This is a genomic window from Bradyrhizobium tunisiense (genome assembly GCF_042263385.1).
GTDB lineage: Bacteria > Pseudomonadota > Alphaproteobacteria > Rhizobiales > Xanthobacteraceae > Bradyrhizobium > Bradyrhizobium tunisiense.
Genome location: NZ_JBHLEV010000002.1, coordinates 469,750 through 495,543, shown reverse-complemented (window position 1 = coordinate 495,543; position 25,794 = coordinate 469,750). Strand labels below are relative to the sequence as shown.

The window sequence follows — 25,794 nt, the reverse complement described above, 5'->3', positions numbered from 1 at the left end:
CTTGTCGTTTTGTCAACTTCCGCGCACTTATGTCCGGATCGCGTCTTGCGCTGACCGGCTAGACGCCGATGACGGGCACGCCGATCACGACCGGATGGAACGCGAAGGCCAGTGCGAGATAGGCGACGAGACCGACTGCGACGGCGATCAGATCGTTGCTGACGCCGCCGACCGGTATAGGCGGGCCGCCGGCGTCGGTGCGATGCTTCAGCGAGATGCGATCATATACCGCCCAGCCCAGGAACGAGCCGAACAGGATGATGGAGCCGAGGTCGCCATTGGCGAGCAGATGCGCCGCCGCCCACAGCTTGATGCCGGCCAGCATCGGATGCTTCAGCGTCGCATAGATGCGGCCGCGCAAATAAGAGGCGACCACCAGGATCACGGCAGGCAGCATCAGCGCGAGCGCGATGTGCTTCATCGCCTTCGGCGGGTACCAGACATCGATCCAGCCGGAGCTGCGATAGTGAGCGAAGCCCCAGATGATCAGCGCGAGCCCCGCCAGCGAGATCAGGCTGTAGAGGATCTTGTAGGTCCCCTCGCCCAGCCTCGCGATTGCCCGCGCGCGCGCCTCACGTTTCGTCGTGAAAGTATGGGCCGCGAAGAACAGCACCAACCCCAGGACCATCACCAGCAGACCCATGGCATCCTTCCCCCAAGCAGCCCCCAGCAATGGCTATCATCGATTGGCCGATGGTCGCAACTCTCCCCCTCATGGTGAGGAGCGCGCCCTTGCGCACGGGCTGCAGCAATCCTCGCGGCTACTTGCCGAGCTCGCGATTATCGACATACCGGATCGCAATCGGTCGGCCGGCCAGCGCCCCACCGAGGCCGGCCGTGAATTTCAGCGGCAGGCATGCATTCAGCGACGCGTTGATCGCTTTGAGATAGGTGGTTCGGGTTTCTACCGGAACGCCAGGGGTCACGAAGGTCAGGCGCGGCGGGCCGATCAGGCCACCCGCCTTGTTGAAGCTGAAGCGCACCGACATCTGCGTGCCCGCGCGCGCATTGTCCGATGGCGGCGACCAGCAGCTGCGCAACTCGGCGAAGAGATCGCCGATCGTATCCAGATCGTGATCGGGCTTCTGGTATTTGGCGCGATCAGACTCTGATGGAATGCTCTGGATGGTGAGCTGGAGGTTCTGGCCGTAGGGATAATCGATCTCTGGAATGCAGGGACCGGGCTCGAGCGGGCTGCAATAGGACGGCGTGCAGGGCCGGCCGTCGAGCACGCTGCACGGCTCGTGCGCAAACGGGATCGGATTGATCTGCCGGGGCCGCGCATCGGCGGCGGCTGATGCCGCCAGCAGCAGGAGAATCAGGATGCCGCGCCACATGTGACGAGACCGCATTGGCATTTGCACCACAGGTGGCGACGCTTGTGAACGGATCAAGTGGGACGACCGGCTTGCACCGGAACGTGAGAAAGCAACCCCGCGCAAAGTAGATGGTCCGCAGCCGAACACGCTCGGTCGGGAGCGCAAACTCGCATCACTCGACGACTTGGTCCGCTTGTGCCACCAGCGTAGGCGGTACACTCAGGCCCAGCGCATTGGCTGTCTTGAGATTGATCAGGAATTGGAATTCATTCGGCTGCTGGACTGGCAAATCCGCAGGACGCGCTCCTCTCAACACGCGGTCGACATAGTCCGCCGAGCGACCGACGAGGTGCGAAATCGAGACCCCGTACGACATCAGCCCGCCATCCGTGACGAAGAAAGGGAACGGATACATCGCCGGCAGGCGGTGGGCGGCCGCGAGATCGAGAATCAATCGCCGGTGAACGATTGGAAACGCGTCGGGAAAGATCAGCAGGCCCCCGTATGGCTGCTCTGCAAAGCGGGAGATCGCCCGGTCGAGCTCGGCGGCGTTGTGCGCCGGCGCGGGAACAAGCTGGAGCTGGACCGCCGGAATGACCGCCTCCACGGAGGGCATCAGGATCATGGGAGCTGTTCGCGGATTGAAGACCGCGGCGACCCTTTGCACCTGTGGCGCCGCCTGCTTGAGCAATTGCAACCACTTGCCGGCCATTTCGGGCTCGAAAGTCGTGAAACCCGTAATATTTCCACCAGGCTTGCTCAGACTTTGAACGAAACCGGCACCCACTGGATCGGCGACAACCGCGAAGACGATCGGCAAAGTTGGCGCGCGTCGCCTCAAGGCTTCCACGGACGGAGTGCTGATTGCAACAAGCACGTCCGGCCGCATATCCACTAGCTCAGCCGCTTGGGCATCCGCCAAATTCGGATCGCCGGCCCACCAGCGATATTCGATATGGATGTTGCGTCCCTGCTCCCAACCGAGTTCACCCAGACGCTGCCTCAGTTTCTGGTAGCTGGCCTGGCTCTCCGCATCCGTGGGCCTGCCCCCCGCCAGCGCACCGATCCGCCGCACACTACCTTGCGCGGATGCGCCAAACGGGTAGGTTGCCGCGCCTGCAGCAAGCGTGATGAATTCGCGCCGCCTCATGACCGTCGACCTCGCCATGCGTTGCCGTCCTGCATCAGGAGAACGTCTAAGAAAGACTATCCCTTTTTCTTGACGTCCTTGACGTTCGTGAACTCGATGCCCTCGGCGCGCTCCTTGGTGTAGCCGAGATAGAACTCGTTCCGCGCCAGATACACGGGATCGCCGTCAACGTCGTCGGCGATGCTGGAGGTGTTGGCGGCAATGAAGGTATCGAGTTTCTTGCGGTCGTCCGAGGAGACCCAGCGCGCCAGCTGGAACTCGCTGACCTCGAACTCGACCGGCAGCGAATATTCCGCCTCCAGCCTCGCCTTCAGCACGTCGAGCTGCAGCGCGCCGACCACGCCGACCAGCGCCGGTGCACCATCGCGCGGGCGGAACACCTGCACGACCCCCTCTTCCGACATCTGCTGAAGCGCTTCCTTCAGTTTCTTCGCCTTCATCGCGTCGGTGAGCCGTACGCGGCGGACGATTTCCGGCGCGAAGCTCGGCACGCCGACGAAATTGAAATCCTCGCCCTCGGTTAACGTGTCGCCGATGCGCAGCGTGCCGTGATTGGGAATGCCGACGACGTCGCCGGCGAAGGCTTCATCCGCGACGGAGCGATCCTGAGCGAAGAAGAATTGCGGGCTCGACAGCGGCATGCTCTTGCCGGTGCGCACGAGCTTAGCCTTCATGCCGCGGCTGAGCTTGCCCGAGCACAGGCGCGCGAAGGCGATGCGGTCGCGGTGGTTCGGATCCATATTGGCCTGGATCTTGAACACGAAGGCGCTCATGCGCGGATCGGTGGCCTCGACCTTGCGCTGGTCGCTGTCCTGCGCGCGCGGCTCGGGCGCGAACTTGCCGAGACCCTCCAGGAGGTCGCCGACGCCGAAATTGCGCAGCGCGCTGCCGAAATAGACCGGCGTCAGATGCCCCTCGCGAAACGCTTCGAGCTCGAACGGTTTCGACGCTTCGGTGACGAGCTCGAGCTCGTCCTTCACGGCAGAAACGTCGAGATTGGCGTTGAGCTTGGCGAGTTCTTCGATCTCGATCTGCTGCGCCGCGCCGGTCTTGGCGCCGCCGCCTTCGAGCAGGCGTACGCCGCCATTGACGACGTCATAGGTGCCGAGGAAGTCGCGGCCGCGCCCGACCGGCCAGGTCATGGGCGTGGTGTCGAGCGCCAGCGTCTTCTCGATCTCGTCGAGCAGCTCGAAGACGTCGCGGCTCTCGCGGTCCATCTTGTTGATGAAGGTGATGATCGGAATGTCCCGAAGGCGACACACCTCGAACAGCTTCCGGGTGCGCGCCTCGATGCCCTTGGCGGCGTCGATCACCATGACGGCGGAATCGACCGCCGTCAGCGTGCGATAGGTGTCTTCCGAGAAGTCCTCGTGGCCCGGCGTATCCAGGAGGTTGAAGACGAGACCCTCGAACTCGAAGGTCATGACCGACGTCACGACAGAGATGCCGCGCTCGCGCTCGATCTTCATCCAGTCCGAGCGCGTGTTGCGCCGCTCGCCCTTGGCCTTGACCTGGCCGGCGAGATTGATGGCGCCGCCGAACAGCAGCAGCTTTTCGGTCAGCGTGGTCTTGCCGGCGTCGGGATGGGAGATGATCGCAAAGGTCCGCCGCCGCGCCACTTCAGCGGCAAGCGGGGATCGGGCCGGCGATTCGGCTGTGGTGGTGGCGATGTCGGACATGGCGGGAGCGTGTGGCAGGGAAAACGGGCCTTATCAAGCCTCATTTGGTGATTGCGGAGCCCCTTGGCCAGCCCCATATGGCCCTCCGGGAGGGACGGCCCTCCTGCTCATCAGCCTGTAGCCGCGGGGACGACCCTGCCTTGAACGGAGGGTCGTCATGGCCTGGAGCATCCTGTTCGTTGCCGGTCTTCTCGAGATCACCTGGGCGATCGGCCTGAAATATACCGAGGGCTTTACCAGGCTTGTTCCGTCCCTCGTCACGCTCGTGGCCATGGCCGGCAGCGTCATCCTGCTCGGCTTCGCTCTCAAGTCGCTGCCCGTCGGAACCGCCTATGCGGTCTGGACCGGCATCGGGGCCGTCGGCACCGCGACGCTGGGCATCTTCCTGTTCGGCGAGCCCGCCACCGCCCTCCGCCTTGCCAGCATTGGGCTGATCGTCGCCGGGATTATCGGGCTGAAGCTCGTTACCTGAAGAAGATCTGGACCGCCCACCAGGTCAGCGCTGCAACGATCGCGGAGGCCGGGATCGTGATCACCCAGGCATAGACGATCGAGCTCGCGACGTTCCAGCGCACCGCCGAAACGCGGCGGGCGGCGCCAACGCCGACGATGGCGCCGGTGATGGTGTGAGTGGTCGAGACGGGAACGCCGAGGAAGGTAGCCATGAAGAGGGTCACGGCGCCCCCCGTCTCGGCGCAGAAGCCCTGCATTGGCGTCAATTTGGTGATGCGCAGGCCCATGGTGCGGACGATGCGCCAGCCGCCCATCAGCGTCCCCAGCGCCATCGCCGCCTGGCAGGACAGCACCACCCAGAACGGCACGGAGAATTCGCTGCCGAGATGGCCCTGCGAATAGAGCAGCACCGCGATGATGCCCATGGTCTTCTGCGCGTCGTTGCCGCCATGGCCGAGCGAATAGAGCGAGGCGGAGGCGAACTGCAGAATACGGAAGGCGCGATCGACCGCGAATGGCGTCGAGCGCACCGATGCCCAGGACACGATCGCAACCAGCATCATCGCGAGCAAGAAGCCGACCAGCGGCGACAGCACGATCGCAAGCACCGTCTTCGTCAAGCCACTCCACACCGCGGCCGAAATCCCCGCCTTAGCCATGCCGCCGCCGACCAGCCCGCCGATCAACGCGTGCGATGACGAAGACGGGATGCCGAGCGCCCAGGTCACGAGGTTCCAGACGATGGCGCCGACGAGCGCCGCGAAGATCACCTGGGCATCGACGATCGCGGGATCAATGATGCCGGTGCCGATGGTCTGGGCGACGTGCAGCCCGAACACCATGAAGGCGATGAAATTGAAGAACGCGGCCCAGAATACCGCGAATTGCGGCCGCAGCACGCGGGTCGAGACGATGGTCGCGATCGAATTGGCGGCGTCATGCAGGCCGTTCAGGAAGTCGAACAGCAGCGCGACGGCGATCAAGCCGACCAGGATGGGAAGAGCCAACGCAGCATCCACGGCGCGGCCCCTGCCCTAAGCTTTGCGCATGATGTCCGCGCAAACGCGTTCAGCGTTTGTCGCGACGGAAAACCGCTGCACACTTTTGCCGATCATGTGCTAAACCTGCTCGATGACGATGCTGTTGATCTCGTTCGCGACGTCGTCGAAGCGATCGGCCACCTTCTCGAGGTGGTCGTAGATCTCGGCGCCGACGATGAAGTCCATCGCGTTGCCATCGCGATGCTTGAGAAACAGCTCCTTCAGCCCGATGTCGTGGAGATCATCGACGCGGCCTTCCAGCTTGCCCAGCTCTTCCGTGATGGCGGTCAGCATGGCGACGTTCGGGCCGATCGATTGCATGAGCGGCAGCGCGCGGCCGACCAGATTGGCGCATTCGATCAGGAGTCCGCCGATCTCGCGCATCGGCGGCTCGAAGCTGCGGACCTCGAACAGCATCACGGCCTTGGCGGTCTGCTGCATCTGGTCGATGGCGTCGTCCAACGACGTGATCAGGTTCTTGATGTCGCCGCGGTCGAACGGGGTGATGAAGGTGCGCCGCACCGCCGTCAGCACCTCGCGGGTGATGTTGTCGGCGTCGTTCTCGAACTGGTTGACGCGCTGGCAATAGACCGGCGTCTCCTCGCCCCCGTTGAGCATGCCCTGGAGCGCGATCGAGCCCTGGATCACCGTTTGGGCATGGCGGTCGAACAGGTCGAAGAACCGTTCTTCCTTGGGCAGGAAAGCGCGAAACCATCGCATCATGGGGATAGGCTACCGGTTGGAAATGGCCCGGCCCGAGGGCCGTCATGAAGCTGTCATAAACCATTTCCGATCCGCGCGCGTGTCATCTCACGCCCGCGGAGCCGGATCATCCACCGCTTTCAAGCAGCAATTAAATCGAAGTCAAATCAGCTATTTAGAGCGATCGCCGGAAGTAATGGGCGATTTCACCGATAACGCCGCGGCGGAAGGTGAGCACGCAGATCACGAAGATCGAGCCCTGGATCACCGTCACCCACTGGCCGAAGCCCGCCAGGTACTGCTGCATCGCGATGATCACGAAGGCACCGACCACCGGTCCGAAGACGGTCCCGAGGCCACCGACCAGCGTCATCAGCACGACTTCGCCAGACATCGACCAGTGGACGTCGGTGAGCGATGCGTTTTGCGCCACGAACACCTTCAGCGCGCCGGCAAATCCGGCCAGCGTGCCCGACAGGACGAAGGCCAGGAACTTGTACTGGTCGGTCCGGTAGCCCAGCGAGATCGCGCGCGGCTCGTTCTCGCGGATCGCTTTCAGGACCTCGCCGAACGGCGAGTTGATAATGCGGAAGATCAAGAGAAAGCCGGCGAGGAAGCCGACCAGCACGACGTAATACAGCACCGTCGGCTTGGAGAGATCGAGCACGCCGAACATGCGCCCCTGCGGGATGCCTTGGATGCCGTCCTCGCCGTGGGTGAACGGGGCCTGGAGATAGATGAAGTACAGGAGCTGGGACAGCGCCAGCGTGATCATCGAGAAATAGATGCCCTGGCGGCGGATCGAGATGTAGCCGGTGATGATCGAGAGCACGAAAGCCGCGGCGATGCCGACGAGGATGCCAAGCTCGGGTGGAAGCGCCCACACTTTCAGTGCATGAGCGCTGCAATAGCCCGCCGTTCCCAAGAACATCGCGTGGCCGAACGACAGCAATCCGCCATAGCCGACCAACAGGTTGAAGGCGCAGGCGAGCAGCGCGAAGCACAGCGCCTGCATCACGAAGAACGGGTAGACTCCCGTGAACGGCACAGCCGCCAGCAGGAGCGCCATCACCACGAACACCGTCATCTCGTCGCGCATTGCACGCGGGGTTGCCGGCAGCGTGTCGTCCGTCAGGGTTGTCATATCAGGCCGCCCTTCCCGTCAATCCCGTTGGCTTCACCAAGAGCACCAGCACCATCAGCACGAACACCACGGTGTTGGACGCCTCGGGGTAGAAATATTTGGTCAGCCCCTCGATCACCCCGAGCGCAAAGCCGGTGATGATCGAGCCCATGATCGATCCCATGCCGCCGATCACCACCACCGCGAACACGACGATGATGAGGTCGGCGCCCATCAGCGGCCGCACCTGATTGATCGGCGCCGAGAGCACGCCGGCAAGCGCGGCAAGGCCGACGCCGAGACCGTAGGTCAGCGTGATCATGCGCGGAACGTTGATGCCGAAGGCGCGCACAAGCGTCGGATTTTCAGTGGCGGCGCGCAGGTAAGCACCGAGCTGCGTCTTCTCGATCAGGAACCAGGTCGCAAGGCAAACCACCAGCGAGAACACGACGACCCAGCCGCGATAGATCGGCAGGAACATGAAGCCGAGGTTCATGCCGCCCTTGAGCTGGTCCGGAATGGCGTAAGGCAGGCCCGAGGAGCCGAAATAGTTCTGGAACACACCCTGTACGATCAGCGCGATGCCGAAGGTCAGGAGCAGGCCGTAGAGGTGATCGAGCCCGGTCAGCCATTGCAGCATGGTCCGTTCCAGGATCATGCCGAAGATGCCGACGATGATCGGCGCCAGCAGCAACGCCCACCAATAGTTGATGCCGCCGAGGTTCAACAGGAAATAGGCGACGAAGGCGCCCATCATGTAGAGCGCGCCGTGGGCGAAATTGATGATGTTGAGCATGCCGAAGATCACGGCAAGCCCGAGACTGAGCAACGCATAGAACGAGCCGTTGATCAATCCTACCAGTAACTGTGCGTAGAGAGCCTGCATCGGGATTAGCTTCCGCCACCAAAATGAAAGCCCGCCGGCGGCACGACCGCGCGGCGGGCCACGAGAGTTACTTCTTCACCAGCGGACAGGCGCTCTCGGAGAGCGGCCGGAATGCCTGGTCCGCCGCAACGGTGCCCACCAGCTTGTAATAGTCCCACGGCCCCTTCGACTCCGAGGGCTTCTTGACCTCGAACAGATAGGCCGGGTGAATCTTGCGGCCATCGACCCGGATACTGCCCTGACCGAACAGCGGATCGTCGGTCGGCATCGACTTCATCTTCTCGACCGCCTTGACGCCGTCATGCGGATTGCCGCCCATCGCCTCCAGCGCCTTGAAGTAATGGATCAGTCCCGAATAGACACCGGCCTGCACCATCGAAGGCATCGCCTTGTTCTTCATGCGCTCGGAAAAGCGCTTGGCGAAGGCGCGCGTTCCGTCGTTGAGATCCCAATAGAAGGTCTCGGTGAAATTGAGCCCTTGCGCCACGTTGAGGCCGAGCGAATGAACGTCGGTGATGAACAAGAGCAGTCCGGCAAGCTTCTGCCCGCCAGCGACGATGCCGAATTCGGCGGCCTGCTTGATCGAATTGGTGGTGTCGCCGCCGGCATTCGCAAGTCCGACGATCTTCGCCTTCGATGCCTGCGCCTGCAGAAGGAACGAGGAGAAGTCCGAGGAGTTGAGCGGGTGCTTGACGCTGCCGAGCACCTTGCCGCCCGCCTTTTGCACCACCGCCGTGGTGTCACGCTCCAGCGCCGCGCCGAACGCATAGTCGGCCGTGAGGAAGTACCAGGTATCGCCGCCGGCCTTCACCAGCGCCTGACCGGTGCTGTTCGCCAGCATATAGGTGTCGTAGACCCAATGGACGGTGTTCGGTGAACATTGGGCGTTCGTCAGATCCGAGGTCGCCGCGCCGGTGTCGATCAGGATCGAATTCTTCTCCTTGACGACATTGTTGACCGCGAGTGCGACACCGGAGTTCAGCACGTCCATGAAGATGTCGACCTTCTCGACGTCGATCCATTGGCGCGCGATGGTGGTGCCGATATCGGGCTTGTTCTGATGGTCGGCGGAGATCAGGTCGATCTTCCAGCCCTTGGCGGCAAGCCCGGAATCCTCGATCGCCATCTGAGCGGCCAGCGTGGAGCCCGCACCACCGAGATCGGAATAAAGACCGGAATTATCGGTCAGCACGCCGATCTTGACGGTCTTGTCCTGTGCCGACGCGCCGCTCGCGACCAATCCCAACGCCACGCCGAGAAAAAGTGCCGAAAAACGCTGTTTCATAATTCCCTCCGGGAAATCCACTATTGAATGCGCCGAGCCGTCAGACGCCGAGATAGGTATGCAGCTTGTCCATGTTCGCGGACAGTTCCGAATTCGCGAAACCGTCGATCACCTTGCCGTGCTCGACGATGTAATATCTGTCGGCCACGGTCGATGCGAAGCGGAAGTTCTGCTCGACCAGGAGGATGGTGAAGCCCTCTTTCTTGAGCCGCGCAATAGTGTGGCCGATCTGCTGGATGATGACGGGCGCCAGGCCCTCGGTCGGCTCGTCCAGCATCAGGAAGCTCGCACCGGTGCGCAGGATGCGCGCGATCGCCAGCATCTGCTGCTCGCCGCCCGACAGCTTGGTGCCCTGGCTGTTGAGCCGCTCCTTCAGGTTCGGGAACAGATCGAAGATCTGATCGAGCGGCAGCCCGCCTTCACGGACCACCGGCGGTAGCATCAAATTCTCCCGCACGTCGAGGCTGGCGAATATCCCCCGCTCCTCCGGGCAGAAGGCGATGCCCATGCGCGCGATCTTGTCGGAGGTCGCGCGGATGATCTCCTGGTTGTTGAACTTCACCGAACCGGTACGCTTGCCGATGATCCCCATGATCGACTTCAGCGTGGTCGTCTTGCCGGCGCCGTTGCGCCCGAGCAAGGTGACGACCTCGCCCGCATTCACGTCGAAATTGATCCCGTGAAGGATGTGAGACTCGCCGTACCAGGACTCCAGGTTGCGGACCTGAAGGATATGTCCGCCGGCCGCAGTCTTTGCCGGAGCCTCGGCGATCGCAGTGTCAGGCATGACCGGCTCCCAGATAGGCTTCCTTGACGCGCTCGTCCTTGGTGAGCTCGGAGTAATGGCCTTGCGCGAGCACCTGACCGCGCGTCAGCACGGTGATGATGTCGGAGAGATGGGCCACGACACTCAGATTATGCTCGACCATCAGGATGGTATATTTCGCGGAGATGCGCTTGATCAGCGCCGCGATCTTGTCGATGTCCTCGTGACCCATACCGGCCATCGGCTCGTCCAGCAGCATCATCTCAGGGTCGAGTGCCAGCGTCGTTGCGATCTCCAGTGCGCGCTTGCGCCCATAGGGCATCTCGACTGCCGGCGTGTTGGCAAACTCGTTCAGGCCGACATCGTTCAGCAATTCGCGCGCGCGATCGTTGAAGCGGTTGAGAACCGACTTGGAGCGCCAGAAATCGAACGAAGAGCCGTGCTGGCGCTGAAGCGCGACACGGACGTTCTCCTGCGCGGTGAGATGGGGAAACACCGCCGAAATCTGAAACGAGCGAACGAGCCCCAGCCGCGCCACGTCGGCCGGCGCCATCGCGGTGATATCCTGCCCCTTGTACAGGATCTTCCCGGCTGACGGTTTGAGGAACTTGGTCAGAAGATTGAAGCAGGTCGTCTTGCCGGCCCCGTTCGGGCCGATCAACGCATGAATGCTCCCACGGCGGACCTTGAGCGCAACGTCGCGGACAGCGAAGAAGCCCGCGAACTCCTTGGTCAAGCCTTCCGTTTCGAGAATAAACTCATCGGCCAAACAAATTTCCCCCTGCCCGCACTAGCTGCGTGGCTATCCTTGTTGCTTCGGCTTTCCGGAGACCCTGGAGCCCATCCGGAACGCCGTCTCCGGGCGCGGAATATGCCGGAGGTGACGGGGGTTAGGCAAGGCGGAAAGCTGAGCAGATCAAGCCTCCGGCTGGGATACAAATCCTCCCTTAGTCGGAGACGTTTGATGTCGTGCCCGCCCGGCCCCCCGGTTCGCGAAGGCACCGGTCGTCAAGCCGTCGTTAACGGTCTTTCGTCCGGCGCGCCAGCCTTCATCAAAAATTTTCCCCCAAGGGGGATCATGAGCGGGTTCTGACGTCCCGGGAATACTGTCTTGGATTTCGCAAGCGCCGCTCCTTCCGTCGTCAAATCGATCAGGCAGCGTGATCTCCTGAACACGTGGCTGCGACTTTATGCGCGCCAGCAGATCGTGCCGGCGGTCTGGGAATATCAGCCTGCGCGGCTCGAGGAAGAGCTGTCCGATCTCATCTATTACACGGTCGACACTGCGACGCCGGCGCCGCGCCTCACCATCCAGAGCGAAAACACGCGCATCTCGCGCGCCTATGGACATACCGGCAAGGGCGTTCTGCTCGACGATTATCTCGGGCCGAGACTCGCGCCGTTTGTCATGCCGATTTATCACGAATGCGTGGCACGCGGGCTGCCGGTCTACAGCGTTGCCGATGTCGACGACGTCTACGGGCGAATCGTCGCTTATGAACGGCTGCTGCTGCCTTTCCAGACCGACGGCGCGGTCTGCCACATCATCGCCTCGGTCAAGACGTTCTGCGAGGACGGCGGCTTCGAGATCAAGAACCTGATGCGCGGAAATGACGCGCTGCCCCGTCCAAAGCTGCGCGCCGTGATCGATCGCGAGCTGTTTCATCGGGCCCCCGGTCGTATCGCCACGGCCGAATTGGTCGAGTTCGCGGACCAACCCGGCGTCGCCACCGAGATCATCGAGTTGAACTAGCGGTCAGCCTGATTTGCCGACTTCCTTGGCATAGATGTCCGGCTTGAAGCCAACCAGCAGCTTGCCGCCGATTTCCAGCACCGGCCGCTTGATCATCGATGGTTGCGCTAGCATCAGCGCCAGTGCCTTCTTCTCGCTCAAACCCTCCTTGTCGGAATCGGGGAGCTTCTTGAACGTTGTCCCGGCGCGATTGAGCAGCGTCTCCCAGCCGACCTTGTCGCTCCACTGCTTGAGCTTGTCCTTGTCCACACCGGCCGTCTTGTAGTCGTGGAATGCGTAGGCGACACCATGGCTGTCGAGCCAGCCGCGCGCCTTCTTCATGGTGTCGCAGTTCTTGATGCCGTAGATGATGTTGGGCAAGACGTTCCTCGCGCATGGCATATCGTGATGGAGGTGGCGTTGTACGAAACTCCGGTTCGCGCGACAATATTGCGAACGATGCCAACCCGCCGAACGGACATCCCATGCACGTCACTCACGATCCCGCGGCCACCGCCGCGCCGACCATCGACTTCAACAGCTTCCTCGCGGTCGATATCCGCGTCGGCACCATCGTCGATGCCAAGCCGTTCCCCGAGGCGCGCAAGCCGGCCTTTCGGCTATGGATCGACTTCGGGCCTGCAATCGGTGTGCGCAAGAGCTCGGCCCAGATCACGGAAAACCATCCGCTCGAGACACTGGTGGGGCAACAGGTCGCGGCCGTCGTCAACTTCCCGCCGCGCCAGATCGGACCTGTCATCTCGGAGGTGCTGACGCTCGGTTTCCCCGATGCCGACGGCAAGGTCGTGCTGATGCAGCCGAGCAAGCCGGTGCCGAACGGGGGGCGGCTGTTCTAGATGCGCGTTAGGGCCGCTGCGGAATGTTCAGCCCGCGCTGCACCGCCGGACGCGCAAGGCCGCGTTCGAGCCAGGCACCGACCGCTTTGAACCGGCTGAATTCGACGAGATCACCGGCGCCGTAGAAACCGATGAGATTGCGCACCCAGCCCAGCATGGAGATGTCGGCAATGGTGTAGTCGTCATCCATGAACCATTGCCGGCCGGCCAAATGCGTCTCCATCACGCCGAGCAGGCGCTTGGCTTCGGCGACGTAACGGTCGCGCGGCCGCTTGTCCTCGAAATCCTTGCCGGCGAATTTGTGGAAGAAGCCGACCTGGCCGAACATCGGCCCGACGCCACCCATCTGGAAGTGCACCCACTGAATGGTCTGGTAGCGGCGCGCGGCGTCCATCGGCAACAGCTTGCCGGTCTTCTCGGCGAGATATTGCAGGATCGCTCCGGACTCGAACAACGGCAACGGCCTGCCGCCGGGACCATTGGGATCGAGGATGGCCGGGATCTTGCCGTTGGGATTGAGCGACAGGAATTCAGCCGTCGTCTGGTCGTCCTTGCCGAAGTCGACGAGATGGACCTCGTAAGGCAGTCCGATCTCCTCCAGCATGATCGAGACCTTGACGCCGTTCGGCGTCGGCAACGAATAGAGCTGAAGCAATTCGGGATGCTTGGCCGGCCAGCGCTTGGTGATGAGAAATGCGGACAGATCAGACATCGGGACCTTCGGTGCATGGACTGAGGCGCACCCAATCTAGGCCAGACGCCGCACGGCGCAAGTCACTCTTCGTCCCGGCACTCCTGCATTAGGGCGGCAGCGTCGCCATCGCCACGATCGGCGTCCCTGCTTGATGTTGCAGTCGGTCCTCGGTGAAACGCTTCCCTGTCGTCAACAGCAAGATCGTAAAGGCAATCGCTAGCATCGCGGTCGCCAGTTGGCAGACGTCGTTCATGGTGTTGCGTCCCTCAGCGGCTCATTGCCTAAACGTCGGTGCACGGACCATGTTCCTGCACTGCTCAGGAATATTGCTACTTTTTCCCGGTCGATGACGTGAGAACATCGCGCGCGAAGGGACCATTACGCAGTCCAAGCGTTGTCGCCGGATGAGCATCGAAAAGCGCGCCCTACTCGACCATGCTGAACGATGTCGGAGCGTCGCCGACGGCCTCGCGCATGACGAAGCTGCGCACAGATTGCGGGCAATGGCCGCGGAGTATGAAGAGAGAGCAGCAAGCCTGGACGACGATGGCGCCGGCCCGAAGCCAAATCGTCATCATCGCGGCTCGCCGGGAGGCGCGTACGAGAGATGACCGGCTTCAATAGTTGATCTCCATACGTAATCCCCGCGGATCGATCTCGTCGCCGCCGACGCGCTGCGTGCTGTCACGTGCGGCGACCGCGCAGGCGCAGGCATCGATGAGATCGTCGCGGCCGATGCCGGTGCCATGGCGAAGCGTCAGCCATCGTTCGATCCTGGTGAAGCCTCGGTCTCTCAGCAGCGCAATGCGTTGCGCTCGACCGTGCGGCGACGTCTTTGGTTCGAGCCGAGTCCGGCCGGCGAGATTCCAGAAGATCAATTCCGGATGCGCTTCGCCGATCATCGCTTGTCGTGCCGGCGTCATGACATCGTCGACCTCCCTGAGCTTGTCTCTGATGTTCCAGAGCTGCGCCGACACGCCCCTGCCCTTGCCTTCGTGCTTCCAGTAATGGCGATTGGCGGCCGCCATGTCGGCAAACGTCCAGAGGTCGCGGCGCGCGCCGAGAAACACGGCGGGGCCGATCAACTCACGCGCACGCAGATCGCTAAGACGATAGCCGCTCAGGTTCAATCCGATCGGCATATCGATCATCGCGCGCGCATGCTCGATCGCAAGCAGCCGCGCAAGGCCCGGCGAATAGTCGAAGCCGTGATCGCCGCGCTCGTCGATCCAGGCCGCGACCCAGCCGAAGCGAAATCCGTCGAGACCGAGATAGTTGGGCACGTCGCGACCAACAGGATTCGCGGGTCAGCCTCCAGCGGCCTGGTACGCCAGGCGCTTGAACTCGAAGAAGAAGGGATTCCAGAAACCCATGTAGCGCTGGGTCATCAGCACGCCCGCTGTATTGGCCTCGGGGCAGATCCACCAATGGGTGCCGGCAAGGCCGCCCCACTGGAACTCGCCGGTCGAGTTCGGGGGATCGAACGGCGTCGGCGCGAAGGTGACGGCACCGCCGAGGCCAAAGCCCTTGCCAGGGATCGGACCGAGATTGGCGAAGCGAATGGTTTGGCCCGCGGGCAGCTGGTTCGTCATCATCAGCCGCACCGTCTCCGGCTTCAGCAGCGCATCCGAACCGGGCAGCAGCGCACGGACCAGCGCGAGCATGTCGGGCAAGGTCGAGACCAAGCCGCCGCCGCCGGACAGCCGCGGGAACGGCCGCCGATAGGCCTGCGGAAAGGGAAGATTGTCGGCCCGCGTGAGGCCGGGCTTCATCGGATCGAACACGTCAGCGCCGTTATAGAGCGCGACCAGCCTGCCCTGCTCGGCTTCGGGCACGTGGAAACCGGTGTCGGTCATGCCGAGCGCATCGAAGATGCGCAGCTTCAAAAAGGCATCGAGCGCCTGGCTGGAGACGACCTCCACGACACGGCCGAGCACGTCGGTTGCCACCGAATACTCCCAGGACATACCCGGGTGATAGGACAGTGGCAGATCGGCGAGCCTGTCGATCAGGTCGGTGAGCGGCGTCAGCGGATTGAGCACGCGCGCTTCATTATAGCCTTTGAACAGCACCGTGCCGGGGTCGAAGATGCCGTAGCTGAGGCCGGAGGTGTGGGTCAAAAGGTGGCGGATCGTGATGGAGCCCTTGGCGGGCTCGGCGTCGGAAAGACCAGCTGCGCCCTGCTTCAGCACCTTGCGATTGCCGAGCTGCGGCAGGAATTTCTCGATCGGATCATCGAGCCCGATGCGGCCTTCCTCGACCAGCAGCATGATCGCGCAGGTGACGAAGATCTTGGTGTTGGAGAACGCGCGGAAGATGTGGTCGGGCCGCAGCGCCGTCTTGGCCTCGCGGTCGGCAAAGCCGACGCATTGCTGGTCGACCACCTCGCGGCCCCGCAGCACGGCCCAGGATGCGCCCGGAATGATCTCCTGATCGACATAGCGCAGCATTGCCGTCCGCGCGGCGGAAAAATCAGGTGTCCTGGCGTCCATGCGTTTCCCCCAATTATGGTTGCGACCGATATAGCGCGAATTCGCCGGATATGAAGCCTCTGGCGCGGCTTATTCCTGCTTCATCAGCGCGGTGATGTGCAGACGACGGCGGATTGTCATGCCCTGTCGCTGGTAGAGCGCGATAGCGGACGTATTGTGCGAAAACACGTGCAGGAATGGAATTTCGCCGCGCCTCTCGACCTGCCGCGCGACCGTCGCGAGCAACGCCTGCGCGTAGCCGCGGCCGCGATGACCGGGATGGACGCAGACGGCCGTCATCTCAACGAACCTTCCCGGCTTCATCCGCTCACCCGCCATGGCAACCAGCTCGCCGCCGGTGCGGATGCCGAAGAACGTGCCGAGCTCGTGCGTCCGCGCAGCGAACGGACCTGGCTTCGTCAGCTCCGTCAGCGCCATCATCGCGGGAACGTCGGCAGCCCCCAACGTGACGATCTCGGCATCGCGAAGCGGACTGTCGGCGGGTGAGCCGATCATCTGCTCGCCTGTCTCGGCCAGCACAACCTTGAAACCGGCGGGAACTTGGACAGGCTCAGGCGTGAACAGCGCAGCGACCTGCGAGGGCGCCATGAGATCGCCGAGCGCCGCGAAGCTTGCCGGGGACATGTCGACCATGTCGGCAAACGGCGTCATGTCGACGGGATAGCGCAGCGCACGCGGGCCGCCCTGGGCCAGATGCTTCTGGCCGGTTGTCAGCGCGCTCCAGATCGGACGATCCAGCAGCGCCACATCGCTGTCGCACACCGGCCTAGTCCTTCTCGAAGCTGACGATGACAGCGGCGTTGGCGATCAGGATGGGATCGTTGGCCACTTCCGTGGCCGAGGGAATCTCCAGCCCGCCCTTGACCGCGGTGACGGTCACGGTGCCGTAAGGCAGCTCCTTTGCAACCGCATCCTTGTCGACGGCTTCCGGATTTGGCACCGCGATCGTGACGTCGACGAACATGTCGTTCGCGGTCTTGCCGATCATCCGGAAGAATCCGAGGCTGGAATGCCTGATGGCATCCGACACCGCCCGCTTCGCCGCCTTGGTGGCGTCCCTGCCGTGGACGTCGACACCCATGCCCATCTCGGTGATACAGCGAACGCGAGTCATTTCATATTCCTGTCATTGGTTCGGTGATTGGGAGTTTCGGTGATTGAGCCGCTCCGTACAAGATCTCTCGTGTCCCGGCTCTGCAGCGCACCGCCAAGAGGCGCTGCGCTGCGTCCGGGACACGACCTCCATCGATCACGCCTTCGCCTTCTCATGCGCCCGCAGTTCGTCGACCAGCACCCGCACATTCTCCGAATAGTCGATCGGGATCGAAACGAGATGCACGCCGCCTTCCTTGAAAGCGGCGTCAAGCGTCGGACCAAAGCTGTCGATGCTCTCGATCCGGTGGCCCTTCGCACCATAGGCCTTCGCGTACTGGACAAAGTCCGGATTCCCAAAGGTCATGCCGTAGTCGGCGAAATGATCGACGGCCTGCTTCCACCGGATCATGCCGTAGGCGTTGTCCTCAAGCACCAGCACGACGAGGTTGAGCTTGAGGCGGACGGCGGTTTCCATTTCCTGGCTGTTCATCATGAAGCCGCCGTCGCCGGCGACCGCGAGCACGCGGCGGTCGGGATGGAGCATCGCGGCCATCATCGCCGACGGCAGGCCGGCGCCCATGGTCGCCAGCGCATTGTCGAGCAGCAGCGTGTTGGCGACGCGAGTGCGGTAGTTGCGTGCGAACCAGATCTTGTACATGCCGTTGTCGAGCGCAACGATGCCGTTCTCGGGGATCACCTGGCGGACGTCGTGCACGATGCGCTGCGGCGTCGGCGGCCAGCGCGCCTCGGTGGCGCGGTCTGCGATGTGCCTGAGGATTTCTTCGCGTAGCGGCAGCAGCGCCGCGGCCTGCGGCAACTTGCCTTCGAGCCGATCGGCGAGCAGCTCCAGGCTCGGGCCGACATCGCCGACCACCTCGGCATCGGGAAAATAAACCTGTTCGACGCTGGCTGACGTATAGCTGACGTGAATGACCTTCGGCCCCGACGAGCCCATGATGAAGGGCGGCTTCTCGATCGAGTCGTGGCCGATCGCGACGATCAGGTCGGCGGCTTCAATTGCGTCGTGGACATAGTCGCGCTCGGACAGCGCTGCGGTGCCCATATAAAGATTGGTGCCGCCGGGTACGGTGCCCTTGCCCATCTGCGTCGTGAAGAACGGAATGCCGGTCCGCCGCACGAAGCTGGCGATGCCATGCGTCGACCGCGGCCGGCTGGTCGCCGCGCCCATCATCACCAATGGATGTTTTGCGGCCAGGATCATCTCGGCGGCGCGGTCGAGCGCGGCTCGATGGGCGACCGGAATTTCGATCGGATGAACCGGGATCACGGGAACGGGCGGCACTTCGTCACCGGCAATGTCCTCGGGCAATTCGAGATGCACCGGTCCCGGCCGCTCCTCCATTGCCACACGAAACGCGTCGCGCACCACGGTCGGGATGCTGGAGGCGCTGACGATCTGCCGCGACAGCTTCGTCAAGGGCTTCATGGTCGCGACCACGTCGACGATCTGGAAGCGCGCCTGCCGGCTGCTCATGATCGGCTTCTGGCCGGTGATCAGGATCATCGGCATCGCGCCGAGATGCGCATAGGCGGCACCCGTCGACAGGTTGAGAGCACCCGGGCCGAGCGTCGACAGGCACACGCCGGGCTTGCCGGTCAGCCGCCCATGCGTGGCCGCCATGAACGCGGCGGCCTGCTCGTGGCGGGTCAGGACCAGCTCGATCCTGGAGGTGCGGAGCGATTCGACCAGATCGAGATTCTCCTCGCCCGGGACGCCGAAGATGCGATCGACGCCTTCGTTCTCGAGCGCCGCGACAAACAGGTCCGATCCCTTCACCTTGTGGTCCTGTCCGTTCATGTCGCCTCCGCTTCCGTTCGCTTACGTGTTCCAAAGCAGCCGGCGCATGGTAGCGGCCTGCAGCTCCGGCACAACTCACAATGAGCGGCACACGGCATCGACGTCGACATCGCCATGCGACCCAAGCAAACAGTCGAGCGTCCCGCCACGAGGTCACTGGCGCGAACGTTGCATGCCCCACGCAACCTGCTATCGCTCGCGTCATGACACCCAAGACCTTCGAAACCCGCTGCCTGCGCCTGCCCGCCGTAACCAAGGTGGTGCAGTGGGAAGGCACGTCCGTGTTCAAGGTCGGCGGCAAGATGTTCGCGCTGGGCGGCGGCTTTGCAGCGCGTTCCGGCGGCTACATGTTCAAGGTCTCCGACATGGCCTATACCATGCTGATCGAGCACGGCCTCGCGCGACCGGCGCCGTATCTGGCGCGCGCCAAATGGGTGCAACTCGTCGGCAACGGCGCGCTGTCGGACGCTGAGCTGACGAGCTATCTCGCGCAGGCCCATGCGCTGATCGTGGCCAAGCTGACGCGAAAGGCGCGCAAGGTGCTGGGGCTCGACTGAGCGCAAGCATCGACCCGTCGCCTCACGCTATCTCCTAGGGCTCCAGCCTCCTCCTCCTCGGCGGTCACGGCCTCGCCGGCCCGCACGCTTCCAGCGTTCCTCCTCCGGATCAACGAACGTTCGATTGACCCGCACGATATATCTGACTAAAGTCAGACATCATGCTCGACCCCGTTTCCCGTGTACGCCGCTTCAATCGCGCCGTAACCTCTGCCGTCGGTGCGCTCGATACCTCGTTCCTCGGACGCGGCCGGCCGCTTGGGGCGGCGCGCGTGCTCAACGCGATCGGGCATGGGCGCTCGGACGTGGCAGAGATCCGCGACTATCTCGGTCTCGATTCCGGGCTGATGAGCCGGCTGCTCCGCAGCCTCGAGGACGAAGGGCTGGTCGAGACCACCACGCATCAGGACGATGCACGGCGGCGGATAGCAAAGCTCACGCGCGCGGGCCGGCGCGAGTTCGCGGCGTATGAGGCTCTGTCCAATGCGCAGGCCGAAGGCTTCCTCGCGCAACATTCGCAACGCGAGGCGCTCCTGGCGGCGATGGATCTGATCGCCGCCACCCTGACGCGCGAGCGAATTGCGCTCGAGGAGATGGACCCGCAAAGCGAGGAGGCCTGCTATTGCCTCGGCGAGTACTATGCCGAGCTTGGCCGGCGCTTCAAACAAGGCTTCGACGTCTCGCGCTCGCGCGATCCCGACGCCAAGGACATGCGCCGCCCGCGCGGCACGTTCATCGTCGCAATGTCCGACACGCTGCCGATCGGCTGCGTCGGGCTGAAGGGCACCGATCACGGCTATGCCGAGATCAAGCGGCTGTGGGTCGCTCCGGCCGCGCGCGGATTGCGGCTCGGCCGCCGCCTGATGGACGCGGCCGAGAATGCCGCGCGCGGGCTCGGAAACGCGCTGCTGCGGCTCGACACCAACAGCGCGCTGCCCGAGGCCGGCCGGCTCTATCGCACCACCGGCTGGCGCGAGATCCCGCGCTTCAACGACGACCCCTATCCGGATCTATTCTTCGAAAAACGGCTGTGACGCCGCGCGACCAATCTGCCGCCTGCTGCGTTGTGCTTCCAGCATGGGAGCTTCACGATGAGCAGCGCCGATCTCGCCGACCTCTACCGCAATTACATCGCCTGCCTGAACCGGCAGGACTGGCCGGCCCTTGGCCAGTTCGTGCATGACGCTGTCGTCCACAACAGCCGGCCTCTCGGCCTGCTCGGCTATCGCGCGATGCTGGAGCAGGATTTTCGCAACATTCCGGATCTGCACTTCGACATCGCGCTGCTGGTCTCCGAGCCGCCCAGGATTGCAGCGCGGCTGAAGTTCGACTGCTCGCCGGTCGGGACGTTCCTGGGGCTGGCGGTCAACGGGAAGCACGTGTCCTTCTGCGAGAACGTGTTCTACGAATTTCGCGATGAAAGGATTGCGCAGGTCTGGTCGGTGATCGACAAGGCCGCGATCGAGGCGCAGCTCTGAGGCTGCGCCTCGATCTCGAACTCACGCTGGCGCCGGTGCCGCCTCGCCTTGCGGCTTGGGGAAGGGCCGGAACGTCATCGCCATCAGGAAGGCGCCGAGGCCCATCGCCCAGGAGGCGATGTAGAGCCAGGCGTAGCTGGAGAACGCGTCGTAGATCAGGCCTCCTGCAAGCGGCCCGGTGGCCATGCCGAGGCTGCCGGCCATCGCCGTGCCGCCGATCACCGTGCCCATCATCTTGAGCGGAAAATTCTCGCGGATGAGAACGGCGTAGAGCGGCATGGTGCCGGCATAGATGAAGCCGAAGGCTGCTCCGACCACATAGAACGTCGTGAGTTGATTAGCGAAGACATAGGCGAGCGCACCGAAAGCCTGGAGCAGCAGGCCGGAGACCAGCACGCGCTTGGCGCCGAAGCGGTCACCGAGCAAGCCGAAGGCGATGCGGCCGCCGAGACCGGCAAAACCCTCGATGCTGTAGATCGTCACCGCCGCGACCAGCGGAATGCCGCAGCTCACCGCATAGCTGACCGTATGGATGATCGGTCCCGAATGGGTGGCGCAGCAGAAGAAGTTGGTGGCGAGCAGGATGATGAATTGCGGCGAGCGCAGCGCCTCACCCATCGACATCTCGGTTTGCGAAGCGCCCTCACCCTTTGGCGCAGCCGCCGCTTGCGCGAGCGCAGGCGGACGGCGCACCAGGAACGAGACCGGGATCATGATGGCGCCGACCACCAGTGCCACGATCTGCATCGAGGTGCGCCAGTCGTAGCCCGAGACCAGCCAGGCCGCGAACGGGGCCATCGTCATCGGCGCCATGCCCATGCCGGCCGAGACGAGCGACACTGCGAGACTGCGCTGGGTCTCGAACCAGCCAGTCACCGCCGCCATCATCGGTGCGAAGATCGCAGCGCACGCCGCGCCGGTCAAAAGGCCGAACACGATCTGGAACACGATCAGCGAGGTCGCGAGGCTGGCGGCGAACAGGCTCAGCGTCAGCACGATCGATCCGGTCAGCACCACTGGAAGCGGCCCGAACCGGTCGGACAGCGTGCCCCAGACCATGCTGGTGAAGGCCATGGCCAGAAAGCCGATCGTCATCGCCCCGGAAATGCCGGTCACCGACCAGCCGGTGTCCTTGGCGATCGGCTGCAGGAACACCGGCAGCGAAAACATGCCGCCGATGGCGACGCAGCCGAGCAGCCCGCCGGCGGCGACGATCACCCAGCGATAGGGGGATTGGGTCATCTTTGTCTCCCGAGATGATCTTGTCTGACTGGAAGACGAATGGGAACCGCACCGGCCGACAGCGTCGCCCACGTTTTTGAAGGGCCTCGCCAAACAAAAACTGCGAAAACAACCCCATGCACAGTAGATGGCCCCTGCCGGATCAATGACTTAGCTGGGAGCGAAATGAGCGGCCGGCGGCCCGCGAAGGCTCGCTGTTGTTTGACGCGTCGGGCAAAACATCACGGCCTCATCCCGCCAATCCAGCTCGCCTTCGCTTGTGTCACCGTCCGCGATCAAAGCTCATACGGCCGCTCTGCGGCGCCAGATGCTGACCGTGAGCCAGATTGCCGAGACCAGAAAGTAGAGTGCGCCGACCGCAGCATAGCCCGCGACGTTCGCGATCGACGGAGCCGCGGGCATCGTGGCCTGAAAGATGAAGAAACCGCCTGCGAGGGCCGACTGGCCACCGCTCAGCACCATGGCCCATTGTGCGCCAAAGAGCTTCCAGCGCCGCACGGCCGTGCCGAGCTGGAGCAACCCGGACAGGATCGCCCACGCCCCGAAGATCCCGAGCACCCAGTTCATGCTGACCTGCAAGGCCAGCACGACCGCGATGGTGGTCGCGAGGCTGACCAGCACGTTCAGGCCCTGCGTGCGGTTTTGGTTCAACCCGCCGCTGCAGAGCGCGTCGAGATAATTGGCTGCGGCGTCCCACGCCGGATACGCGACGAGCAGCGCTGCTGCGACGATCGCCGACGACGGCGCGATCGCAAAAGCCGCAATGACCCAGGCGACGGAAAACGCGGCCCGCAGGAAATAATACTGCTTCAGCCATTGCGCGTGCTCGACGATGTCCGAAGTTGTCTCACGGTCTCTCATGCCTTCTCCTTACCTACTAGTTGGTAGTTAACACCATGCAAGCCGACGCTGGACGGTTTTGCGCCCAGCGTTGCGCCTCGTTCTTCAGTGCCTGGTGGTCAGCCGGTCGAGCAGCGGCCGGGTAATGGTCCCGAACATCCTGGGATCGCCATAGGCGCGCGCCGACAGCATTGCGCCGTGAACGGTCGCCATGAATCCTTCAGCCTCGACCTTCGCAGTGCTGGAAAGATGCAGCCGCCCCTTCCGCTTGCCGCGCTCCAGCACCGATGTCAGCCACGACGCCAGGAAGCGGAAATGCGCGCGAACCTCCAGCGCCACCTCCTCGGGGAGGATGGGAAGCTCGCTGGCAAGCAGCGCGCAAACGCAGAAGGGAGCGGTCGCGTCAGTGATACACGCCTCCCAATAGGCGACATAGTTTTCGAGCTGGTCGCGCGGGTCCGGGATGTTGCGCTCGAGCGCCGCCAAACCCGCCTGCGCCTCCTCGCGATAGCGCGACACCAGGGTGCGGACCAGATCGACCTTGCTGGCGAAATGATGGTGGATGCTCGGCTTGCGAATGCCGACCACGTCGGCGATGTCGGCATAGCTGAAGCCGTTATAGCCGCCGGCAATGATCAGCGAGCGGGCGCAGGCCAGGATGTCGTCGGCGGTGGTGGAGACGTTGCTCATGCAGGTTAACTACCTTCCAGTTGGTAGGGCGTCAAGGAGGGATGCTTCAACGATGCGTGAGTGGTAGGAGCCTCTCATGACCATCCGCCCCATCGTCCGCTACCCCGACCGCCGGCTCGCACTGCCGGCCCGCCCCGTCACCGCGTTCGACGATGGCTTACGAGAGCTTGCGGCGGACTTGCTGGAGACGATGCGCGCCGCACCCGGGATCGGGATTACCGCGCCGCATATCGGCGTGCCCTTGCGCGTCGTCGTGCTCGAGCTCGACGGCAAGGACGGGCCCCTCACCTACGTCAATCCCGTCATTGAGTGGGCCTCCCCCGAGATGATCATGCACCGCGAGGGCAGCGTCTCGATGCCTGGGGTCAACGACGAGGTGCAGCGCCACGCGCGCGTGCGGATCAGCTACAATGATCTCAGCGGCAACACGCAAAGCGAGGAATCGGAGGGCTTGCGCGCCGTGTGTCACCAGCACGAGATCGACCAGCTCGACGGCATGTTCTGGATCCAGCGACTGTCGCGGCTGAAGCGGGAGCGGCTGGTGAAGAAGTACGAGAAGATGGGACGGAATGCGTAAGCTTTGCTTGCGGCGGGTCCGGGCGGTGCGATTGTTAGGGCACGGGCTGACCGCCGGTCGAAGAACCCGCCGCTGACCTCGCAAACGTCGCGGCCGATTGGGGCCCGGTAAATTGACAAAGGTCAATGCACGCGTGCCGGTCGGCGCGTAAGCACTTTCCATGGTTTGCCCGCGCAAGTAACAAGCCGACGCGTCGCCAGAGTGGCCAGACGCGGCGCGACGCGCCATCCGGACTGCCATGTTCGATCAACCGCAAAGTCGCGTGACATGACCACCCAGGCACTCGGATTCAGGCGTTCTCCGGTTGCATGGATCGGCGGCATCGCAGTTGCAATCGTCGCATGGTTGGCAATTTACCGACAACTCGAGGATTTTTCGCGAGCGGCTGTTGCGCGAATGCCGATCCCCCAGGACAGCGCGCTCGCCTCCTCGATCGAGTTCTTCCTCTACGACACACCCAAGGTGCTGATGCTGCTAGCCCTCGTGGTCTTTGCCATGGGGGTGGTGCGAACCTTCTTCTCGCCGGAGCACACGCGCGCGATGTTGGCGGGCAAGCGCGAAGGGTTGGGTAACATCGCAGCGGCCGGCCTCGGCGTCTTCACGCCCTTCTGTTCCTGCTCGGCGGTGCCGCTGTTCGTCGGTTTCGTCTCGGCAGGTGTTCCGCTGGGCGTGACCTTCTCCTTCCTCATTGCCGCTCCCATGATCAACGAGGTCGCACTCGGACTGCTGTTCGCACTCGTCGGGTGGCGCGTTGCCCTCACCTATCTGGCCTTCGGACTTGCCGTTGCCGTCGTTTCGGGCTGGGTCATAGGTCGCCTGCATCTCGAAGGCTGGTTGGAGGAATGGGTCCGCAATGTCCGCGCGGGAGATATCGATCTCCAGCCCGACCAGATGAGCTGGGTCGATCGGTTCGAGGCCGGCTGGAACGCCGTCAAGGAGATTGTCGGCAAAGTCTGGTACTGGATCATCGCCGGGATCGCAGCCGGGGCCTTCATCCACGGCTACGTACCTGCCGAGTTGCTGTCGCGGATCATGGGCGCCAACGCGTGGTGGTCCGTGCCGGCCGCAGTCGCCCTCGGCATCCCGATGTATTCGAATGCAGCAGGCATCATCCCGGTTGTCGAGGCCCTGCTTGGCAAAGGTATGGCGCTCGGAACCGTACTCGCCTTCATGATGTCGGTGATCGCCCTGTCGCTTCCTGAAATGATCATCCTGCGCAAGGTGCTGAGCCTAAAGTTGATCGCGGTCTTCGTCACCGTGGTCGCTTGCGGAATCCTTGCGGTCGGATTCCTTTTCAACGCCCTGTTTTCGTGAAAGG

30 protein-coding genes are annotated in these 25,794 nt (G+C 63.4%); 8 read left to right on the top strand and 22 right to left on the bottom strand.

Translation table 11 applies throughout. The annotated features are described in order from the left end of the window. Window positions 1-58: 58 nt before the first annotated feature. The 4 genes from ACFDR6_RS09655 to ACFDR6_RS09640 form a co-directional block, all read right to left on the bottom strand. The gene (locus tag ACFDR6_RS09655) at window positions 59-643 is read right to left on the bottom strand and encodes an NnrU family protein (RefSeq protein ID WP_317239810.1); all 585 of its coding nucleotides are present in this window, start codon (window positions 641-643) and stop codon (window positions 59-61) included. A 118-nt stretch (window positions 644-761) separates the two neighbouring features. Beyond that, entirely contained in the window at window positions 762-1,337 is a 576-nt protein-coding gene (locus ACFDR6_RS09650; protein WP_317243952.1) for a UCP034077 family protein, read from the bottom strand. A 154-nt stretch (window positions 1,338-1,491) separates the two neighbouring features. Beyond that, window positions 1,492-2,487, bottom strand: coding sequence for an ABC transporter substrate-binding protein (locus ACFDR6_RS09645; protein ID WP_317239811.1), 996 nt, complete (start codon window positions 2,485-2,487; stop codon window positions 1,492-1,494). 38 nt (window positions 2,488-2,525) lie between these two features. Beyond that, a complete protein-coding gene (locus tag ACFDR6_RS09640) occupies window positions 2,526-4,148 on the bottom strand; it encodes a peptide chain release factor 3 (RefSeq protein WP_375858140.1) in 1,623 nt (540 codons plus the stop codon). Between the two features lie 157 nt (window positions 4,149-4,305). On the opposite strand from ACFDR6_RS09640, the gene sugE reads away from it, so the two are divergent. After that, on the top strand, window positions 4,306-4,620 hold the full coding sequence (gene sugE / locus ACFDR6_RS09635) for a quaternary ammonium compound efflux SMR transporter SugE (RefSeq protein ID WP_317239813.1): 315 nt from the start codon (window positions 4,306-4,308) through the stop codon (window positions 4,618-4,620). Here sugE and ACFDR6_RS09630 read toward each other — a convergent pair. The 7 genes from ACFDR6_RS09630 to ACFDR6_RS09600 form a co-directional block, all read right to left on the bottom strand. Beyond that, window positions 4,613-5,620 carry an inorganic phosphate transporter gene (locus tag ACFDR6_RS09630; RefSeq protein ID WP_212086428.1) on the bottom strand — a complete coding sequence of 336 codons (1,008 nt, stop codon included), beginning with the start codon at window positions 5,618-5,620 and terminating at the stop codon, window positions 4,613-4,615. The genes sugE and ACFDR6_RS09630 overlap by 8 nt on opposite strands. Before the next feature lie 99 nt (window positions 5,621-5,719). Further along, on the bottom strand, window positions 5,720-6,364 hold the full coding sequence (locus ACFDR6_RS09625) for a DUF47 domain-containing protein (RefSeq protein ID WP_212086431.1): 645 nt from the start codon (window positions 6,362-6,364) through the stop codon (window positions 5,720-5,722). Window positions 6,365-6,518: 154 nt separating this feature from the next. Beyond that, the gene (locus ACFDR6_RS09620; protein WP_375858139.1) at window positions 6,519-7,487 is read right to left on the bottom strand and encodes a branched-chain amino acid ABC transporter permease; all 969 of its coding nucleotides are present in this window, start codon (window positions 7,485-7,487) and stop codon (window positions 6,519-6,521) included. 1 nt (window position 7,488) lies between these two features. Next, the gene (locus ACFDR6_RS09615; RefSeq protein WP_008551982.1) at window positions 7,489-8,352 is read right to left on the bottom strand and encodes a branched-chain amino acid ABC transporter permease; all 864 of its coding nucleotides are present in this window, start codon (window positions 8,350-8,352) and stop codon (window positions 7,489-7,491) included. A 67-nt stretch (window positions 8,353-8,419) separates the two neighbouring features. Then, window positions 8,420-9,637, bottom strand: coding sequence for an ABC transporter substrate-binding protein (locus tag ACFDR6_RS09610; RefSeq protein WP_375858138.1), 1,218 nt, complete (start codon window positions 9,635-9,637; stop codon window positions 8,420-8,422). A gap of 40 nt (window positions 9,638-9,677) precedes the next feature. Further along, window positions 9,678-10,424 carry an ABC transporter ATP-binding protein gene (locus tag ACFDR6_RS09605; RefSeq protein ID WP_212086460.1) on the bottom strand — a complete coding sequence of 249 codons (747 nt, stop codon included), beginning with the start codon at window positions 10,422-10,424 and terminating at the stop codon, window positions 9,678-9,680. Beyond that, the gene (locus tag ACFDR6_RS09600; RefSeq protein WP_212086462.1) at window positions 10,417-11,172 is read right to left on the bottom strand and encodes an ABC transporter ATP-binding protein; all 756 of its coding nucleotides are present in this window, start codon (window positions 11,170-11,172) and stop codon (window positions 10,417-10,419) included. The genes ACFDR6_RS09605 and ACFDR6_RS09600 overlap by 8 nt, the downstream gene beginning before the upstream one ends. A 342-nt stretch (window positions 11,173-11,514) precedes the next feature. On the opposite strand from ACFDR6_RS09600, the gene ACFDR6_RS09595 reads away from it, so the two are divergent. Next, window positions 11,515-12,156: a hypothetical protein gene (locus ACFDR6_RS09595; protein WP_212086464.1), complete on the top strand. Its 642-nt coding sequence runs from the start codon at window positions 11,515-11,517 to the stop codon at window positions 12,154-12,156. Window positions 12,157-12,159: 3 nt separating this feature from the next. Here the strand turns inward: ACFDR6_RS09595 and ACFDR6_RS09590 are convergent, their stop codons facing one another. After that, window positions 12,160-12,516 carry an ArsC family reductase gene (locus tag ACFDR6_RS09590; RefSeq protein ID WP_317239816.1) on the bottom strand — a complete coding sequence of 119 codons (357 nt, stop codon included), beginning with the start codon at window positions 12,514-12,516 and terminating at the stop codon, window positions 12,160-12,162. A 104-nt stretch (window positions 12,517-12,620) separates the two neighbouring features. On the opposite strand from ACFDR6_RS09590, the gene ACFDR6_RS09585 reads away from it, so the two are divergent. Further along, the gene (locus tag ACFDR6_RS09585) at window positions 12,621-12,992 is read left to right on the top strand and encodes a tRNA-binding protein (RefSeq protein WP_375847697.1); all 372 of its coding nucleotides are present in this window, start codon (window positions 12,621-12,623) and stop codon (window positions 12,990-12,992) included. A 7-nt stretch (window positions 12,993-12,999) separates the two neighbouring features. Here ACFDR6_RS09585 and ACFDR6_RS09580 read toward each other — a convergent pair whose 3' ends face one another. From ACFDR6_RS09580 to ACFDR6_RS09550, 7 genes are all read right to left on the bottom strand, one after another. Then, the gene (locus tag ACFDR6_RS09580; RefSeq protein ID WP_375858137.1) at window positions 13,000-13,704 is read right to left on the bottom strand and encodes a glutathione S-transferase family protein; all 705 of its coding nucleotides are present in this window, start codon (window positions 13,702-13,704) and stop codon (window positions 13,000-13,002) included. Between the two features lie 88 nt (window positions 13,705-13,792). Then, window positions 13,793-13,939: a hypothetical protein gene (locus ACFDR6_RS09575; protein WP_212086476.1), complete on the bottom strand. Its 147-nt coding sequence runs from the start codon at window positions 13,937-13,939 to the stop codon at window positions 13,793-13,795. Between the two features lie 364 nt (window positions 13,940-14,303). Beyond that, window positions 14,304-14,969 carry a DUF429 domain-containing protein gene (locus ACFDR6_RS09570; protein ID WP_375858136.1) on the bottom strand — a complete coding sequence of 222 codons (666 nt, stop codon included), beginning with the start codon at window positions 14,967-14,969 and terminating at the stop codon, window positions 14,304-14,306. Window positions 14,970-14,993: 24 nt separating this feature from the next. Next, window positions 14,994-16,178: a serine hydrolase domain-containing protein gene (locus tag ACFDR6_RS09565; protein WP_317239820.1), complete on the bottom strand. Its 1,185-nt coding sequence runs from the start codon at window positions 16,176-16,178 to the stop codon at window positions 14,994-14,996. A 69-nt stretch (window positions 16,179-16,247) separates the two neighbouring features. Continuing rightward, window positions 16,248-16,940 carry a GNAT family N-acetyltransferase gene (locus ACFDR6_RS09560; RefSeq protein ID WP_375858135.1) on the bottom strand — a complete coding sequence of 231 codons (693 nt, stop codon included), beginning with the start codon at window positions 16,938-16,940 and terminating at the stop codon, window positions 16,248-16,250. A 4-nt stretch (window positions 16,941-16,944) separates the two neighbouring features. Next, window positions 16,945-17,292, bottom strand: a complete 348-nt coding sequence (locus ACFDR6_RS09555; RefSeq protein ID WP_375858134.1) for a Lin0512 family protein — start codon at window positions 17,290-17,292, stop codon at window positions 16,945-16,947. A gap of 135 nt (window positions 17,293-17,427) precedes the next feature. After that, a complete protein-coding gene (locus ACFDR6_RS09550; protein WP_212086497.1) occupies window positions 17,428-19,092 on the bottom strand; it encodes an acetolactate synthase large subunit in 1,665 nt (554 codons plus the stop codon). 203 nt (window positions 19,093-19,295) lie between these two features. Between ACFDR6_RS09550 and ACFDR6_RS09545 the strand changes: the two genes are divergently transcribed. The 3 genes from ACFDR6_RS09545 (at window position 19,296) to ACFDR6_RS09535 (ending at window position 21,127) form a co-directional block, all read left to right on the top strand. Next, window positions 19,296-19,649, top strand: coding sequence for an MmcQ/YjbR family DNA-binding protein (locus ACFDR6_RS09545; RefSeq protein ID WP_375858133.1), 354 nt, complete (start codon window positions 19,296-19,298; stop codon window positions 19,647-19,649). A 161-nt stretch (window positions 19,650-19,810) separates the two neighbouring features. Continuing rightward, the gene (locus tag ACFDR6_RS09540) at window positions 19,811-20,683 is read left to right on the top strand and encodes a GNAT family N-acetyltransferase (protein WP_317239822.1); all 873 of its coding nucleotides are present in this window, start codon (window positions 19,811-19,813) and stop codon (window positions 20,681-20,683) included. Between the two features lie 57 nt (window positions 20,684-20,740). Beyond that, window positions 20,741-21,127, top strand: coding sequence for an ester cyclase (locus ACFDR6_RS09535; RefSeq protein WP_317239823.1), 387 nt, complete (start codon window positions 20,741-20,743; stop codon window positions 21,125-21,127). 21 nt (window positions 21,128-21,148) lie between these two features. On the opposite strand, the gene ACFDR6_RS09530 is transcribed toward ACFDR6_RS09535, so the two are convergent. The 3 genes from ACFDR6_RS09530 to ACFDR6_RS09520 form a co-directional block, all read right to left on the bottom strand. Further along, window positions 21,149-22,369 carry an MFS transporter gene (locus tag ACFDR6_RS09530; RefSeq protein ID WP_375858132.1) on the bottom strand — a complete coding sequence of 407 codons (1,221 nt, stop codon included), beginning with the start codon at window positions 22,367-22,369 and terminating at the stop codon, window positions 21,149-21,151. Window positions 22,370-22,651: 282 nt separating this feature from the next. Beyond that, complete coding sequence (locus tag ACFDR6_RS09525) at window positions 22,652-23,230, bottom strand: DUF308 domain-containing protein (RefSeq protein WP_317239825.1); 579 nt, start codon at window positions 23,228-23,230, stop codon at window positions 22,652-22,654. Window positions 23,231-23,314: 84 nt separating this feature from the next. Further along, window positions 23,315-23,899, bottom strand: a complete 585-nt coding sequence (locus ACFDR6_RS09520; protein ID WP_375858131.1) for a TetR/AcrR family transcriptional regulator — start codon at window positions 23,897-23,899, stop codon at window positions 23,315-23,317. Window positions 23,900-23,975: 76 nt separating this feature from the next. On the opposite strand from ACFDR6_RS09520, the gene ACFDR6_RS09515 reads away from it, so the two are divergent. Together ACFDR6_RS09515 and ACFDR6_RS09510 are read left to right on the top strand one after the other, a co-directional pair. Then, a complete protein-coding gene (locus ACFDR6_RS09515) occupies window positions 23,976-24,476 on the top strand; it encodes a peptide deformylase (RefSeq protein ID WP_375858130.1) in 501 nt (166 codons plus the stop codon). Between the two features lie 267 nt (window positions 24,477-24,743). Then, window positions 24,744-25,790 carry a permease gene (locus ACFDR6_RS09510; protein ID WP_375858129.1) on the top strand — a complete coding sequence of 349 codons (1,047 nt, stop codon included), beginning with the start codon at window positions 24,744-24,746 and terminating at the stop codon, window positions 25,788-25,790. Window positions 25,791-25,794: the final 4 nt, after the last annotated feature.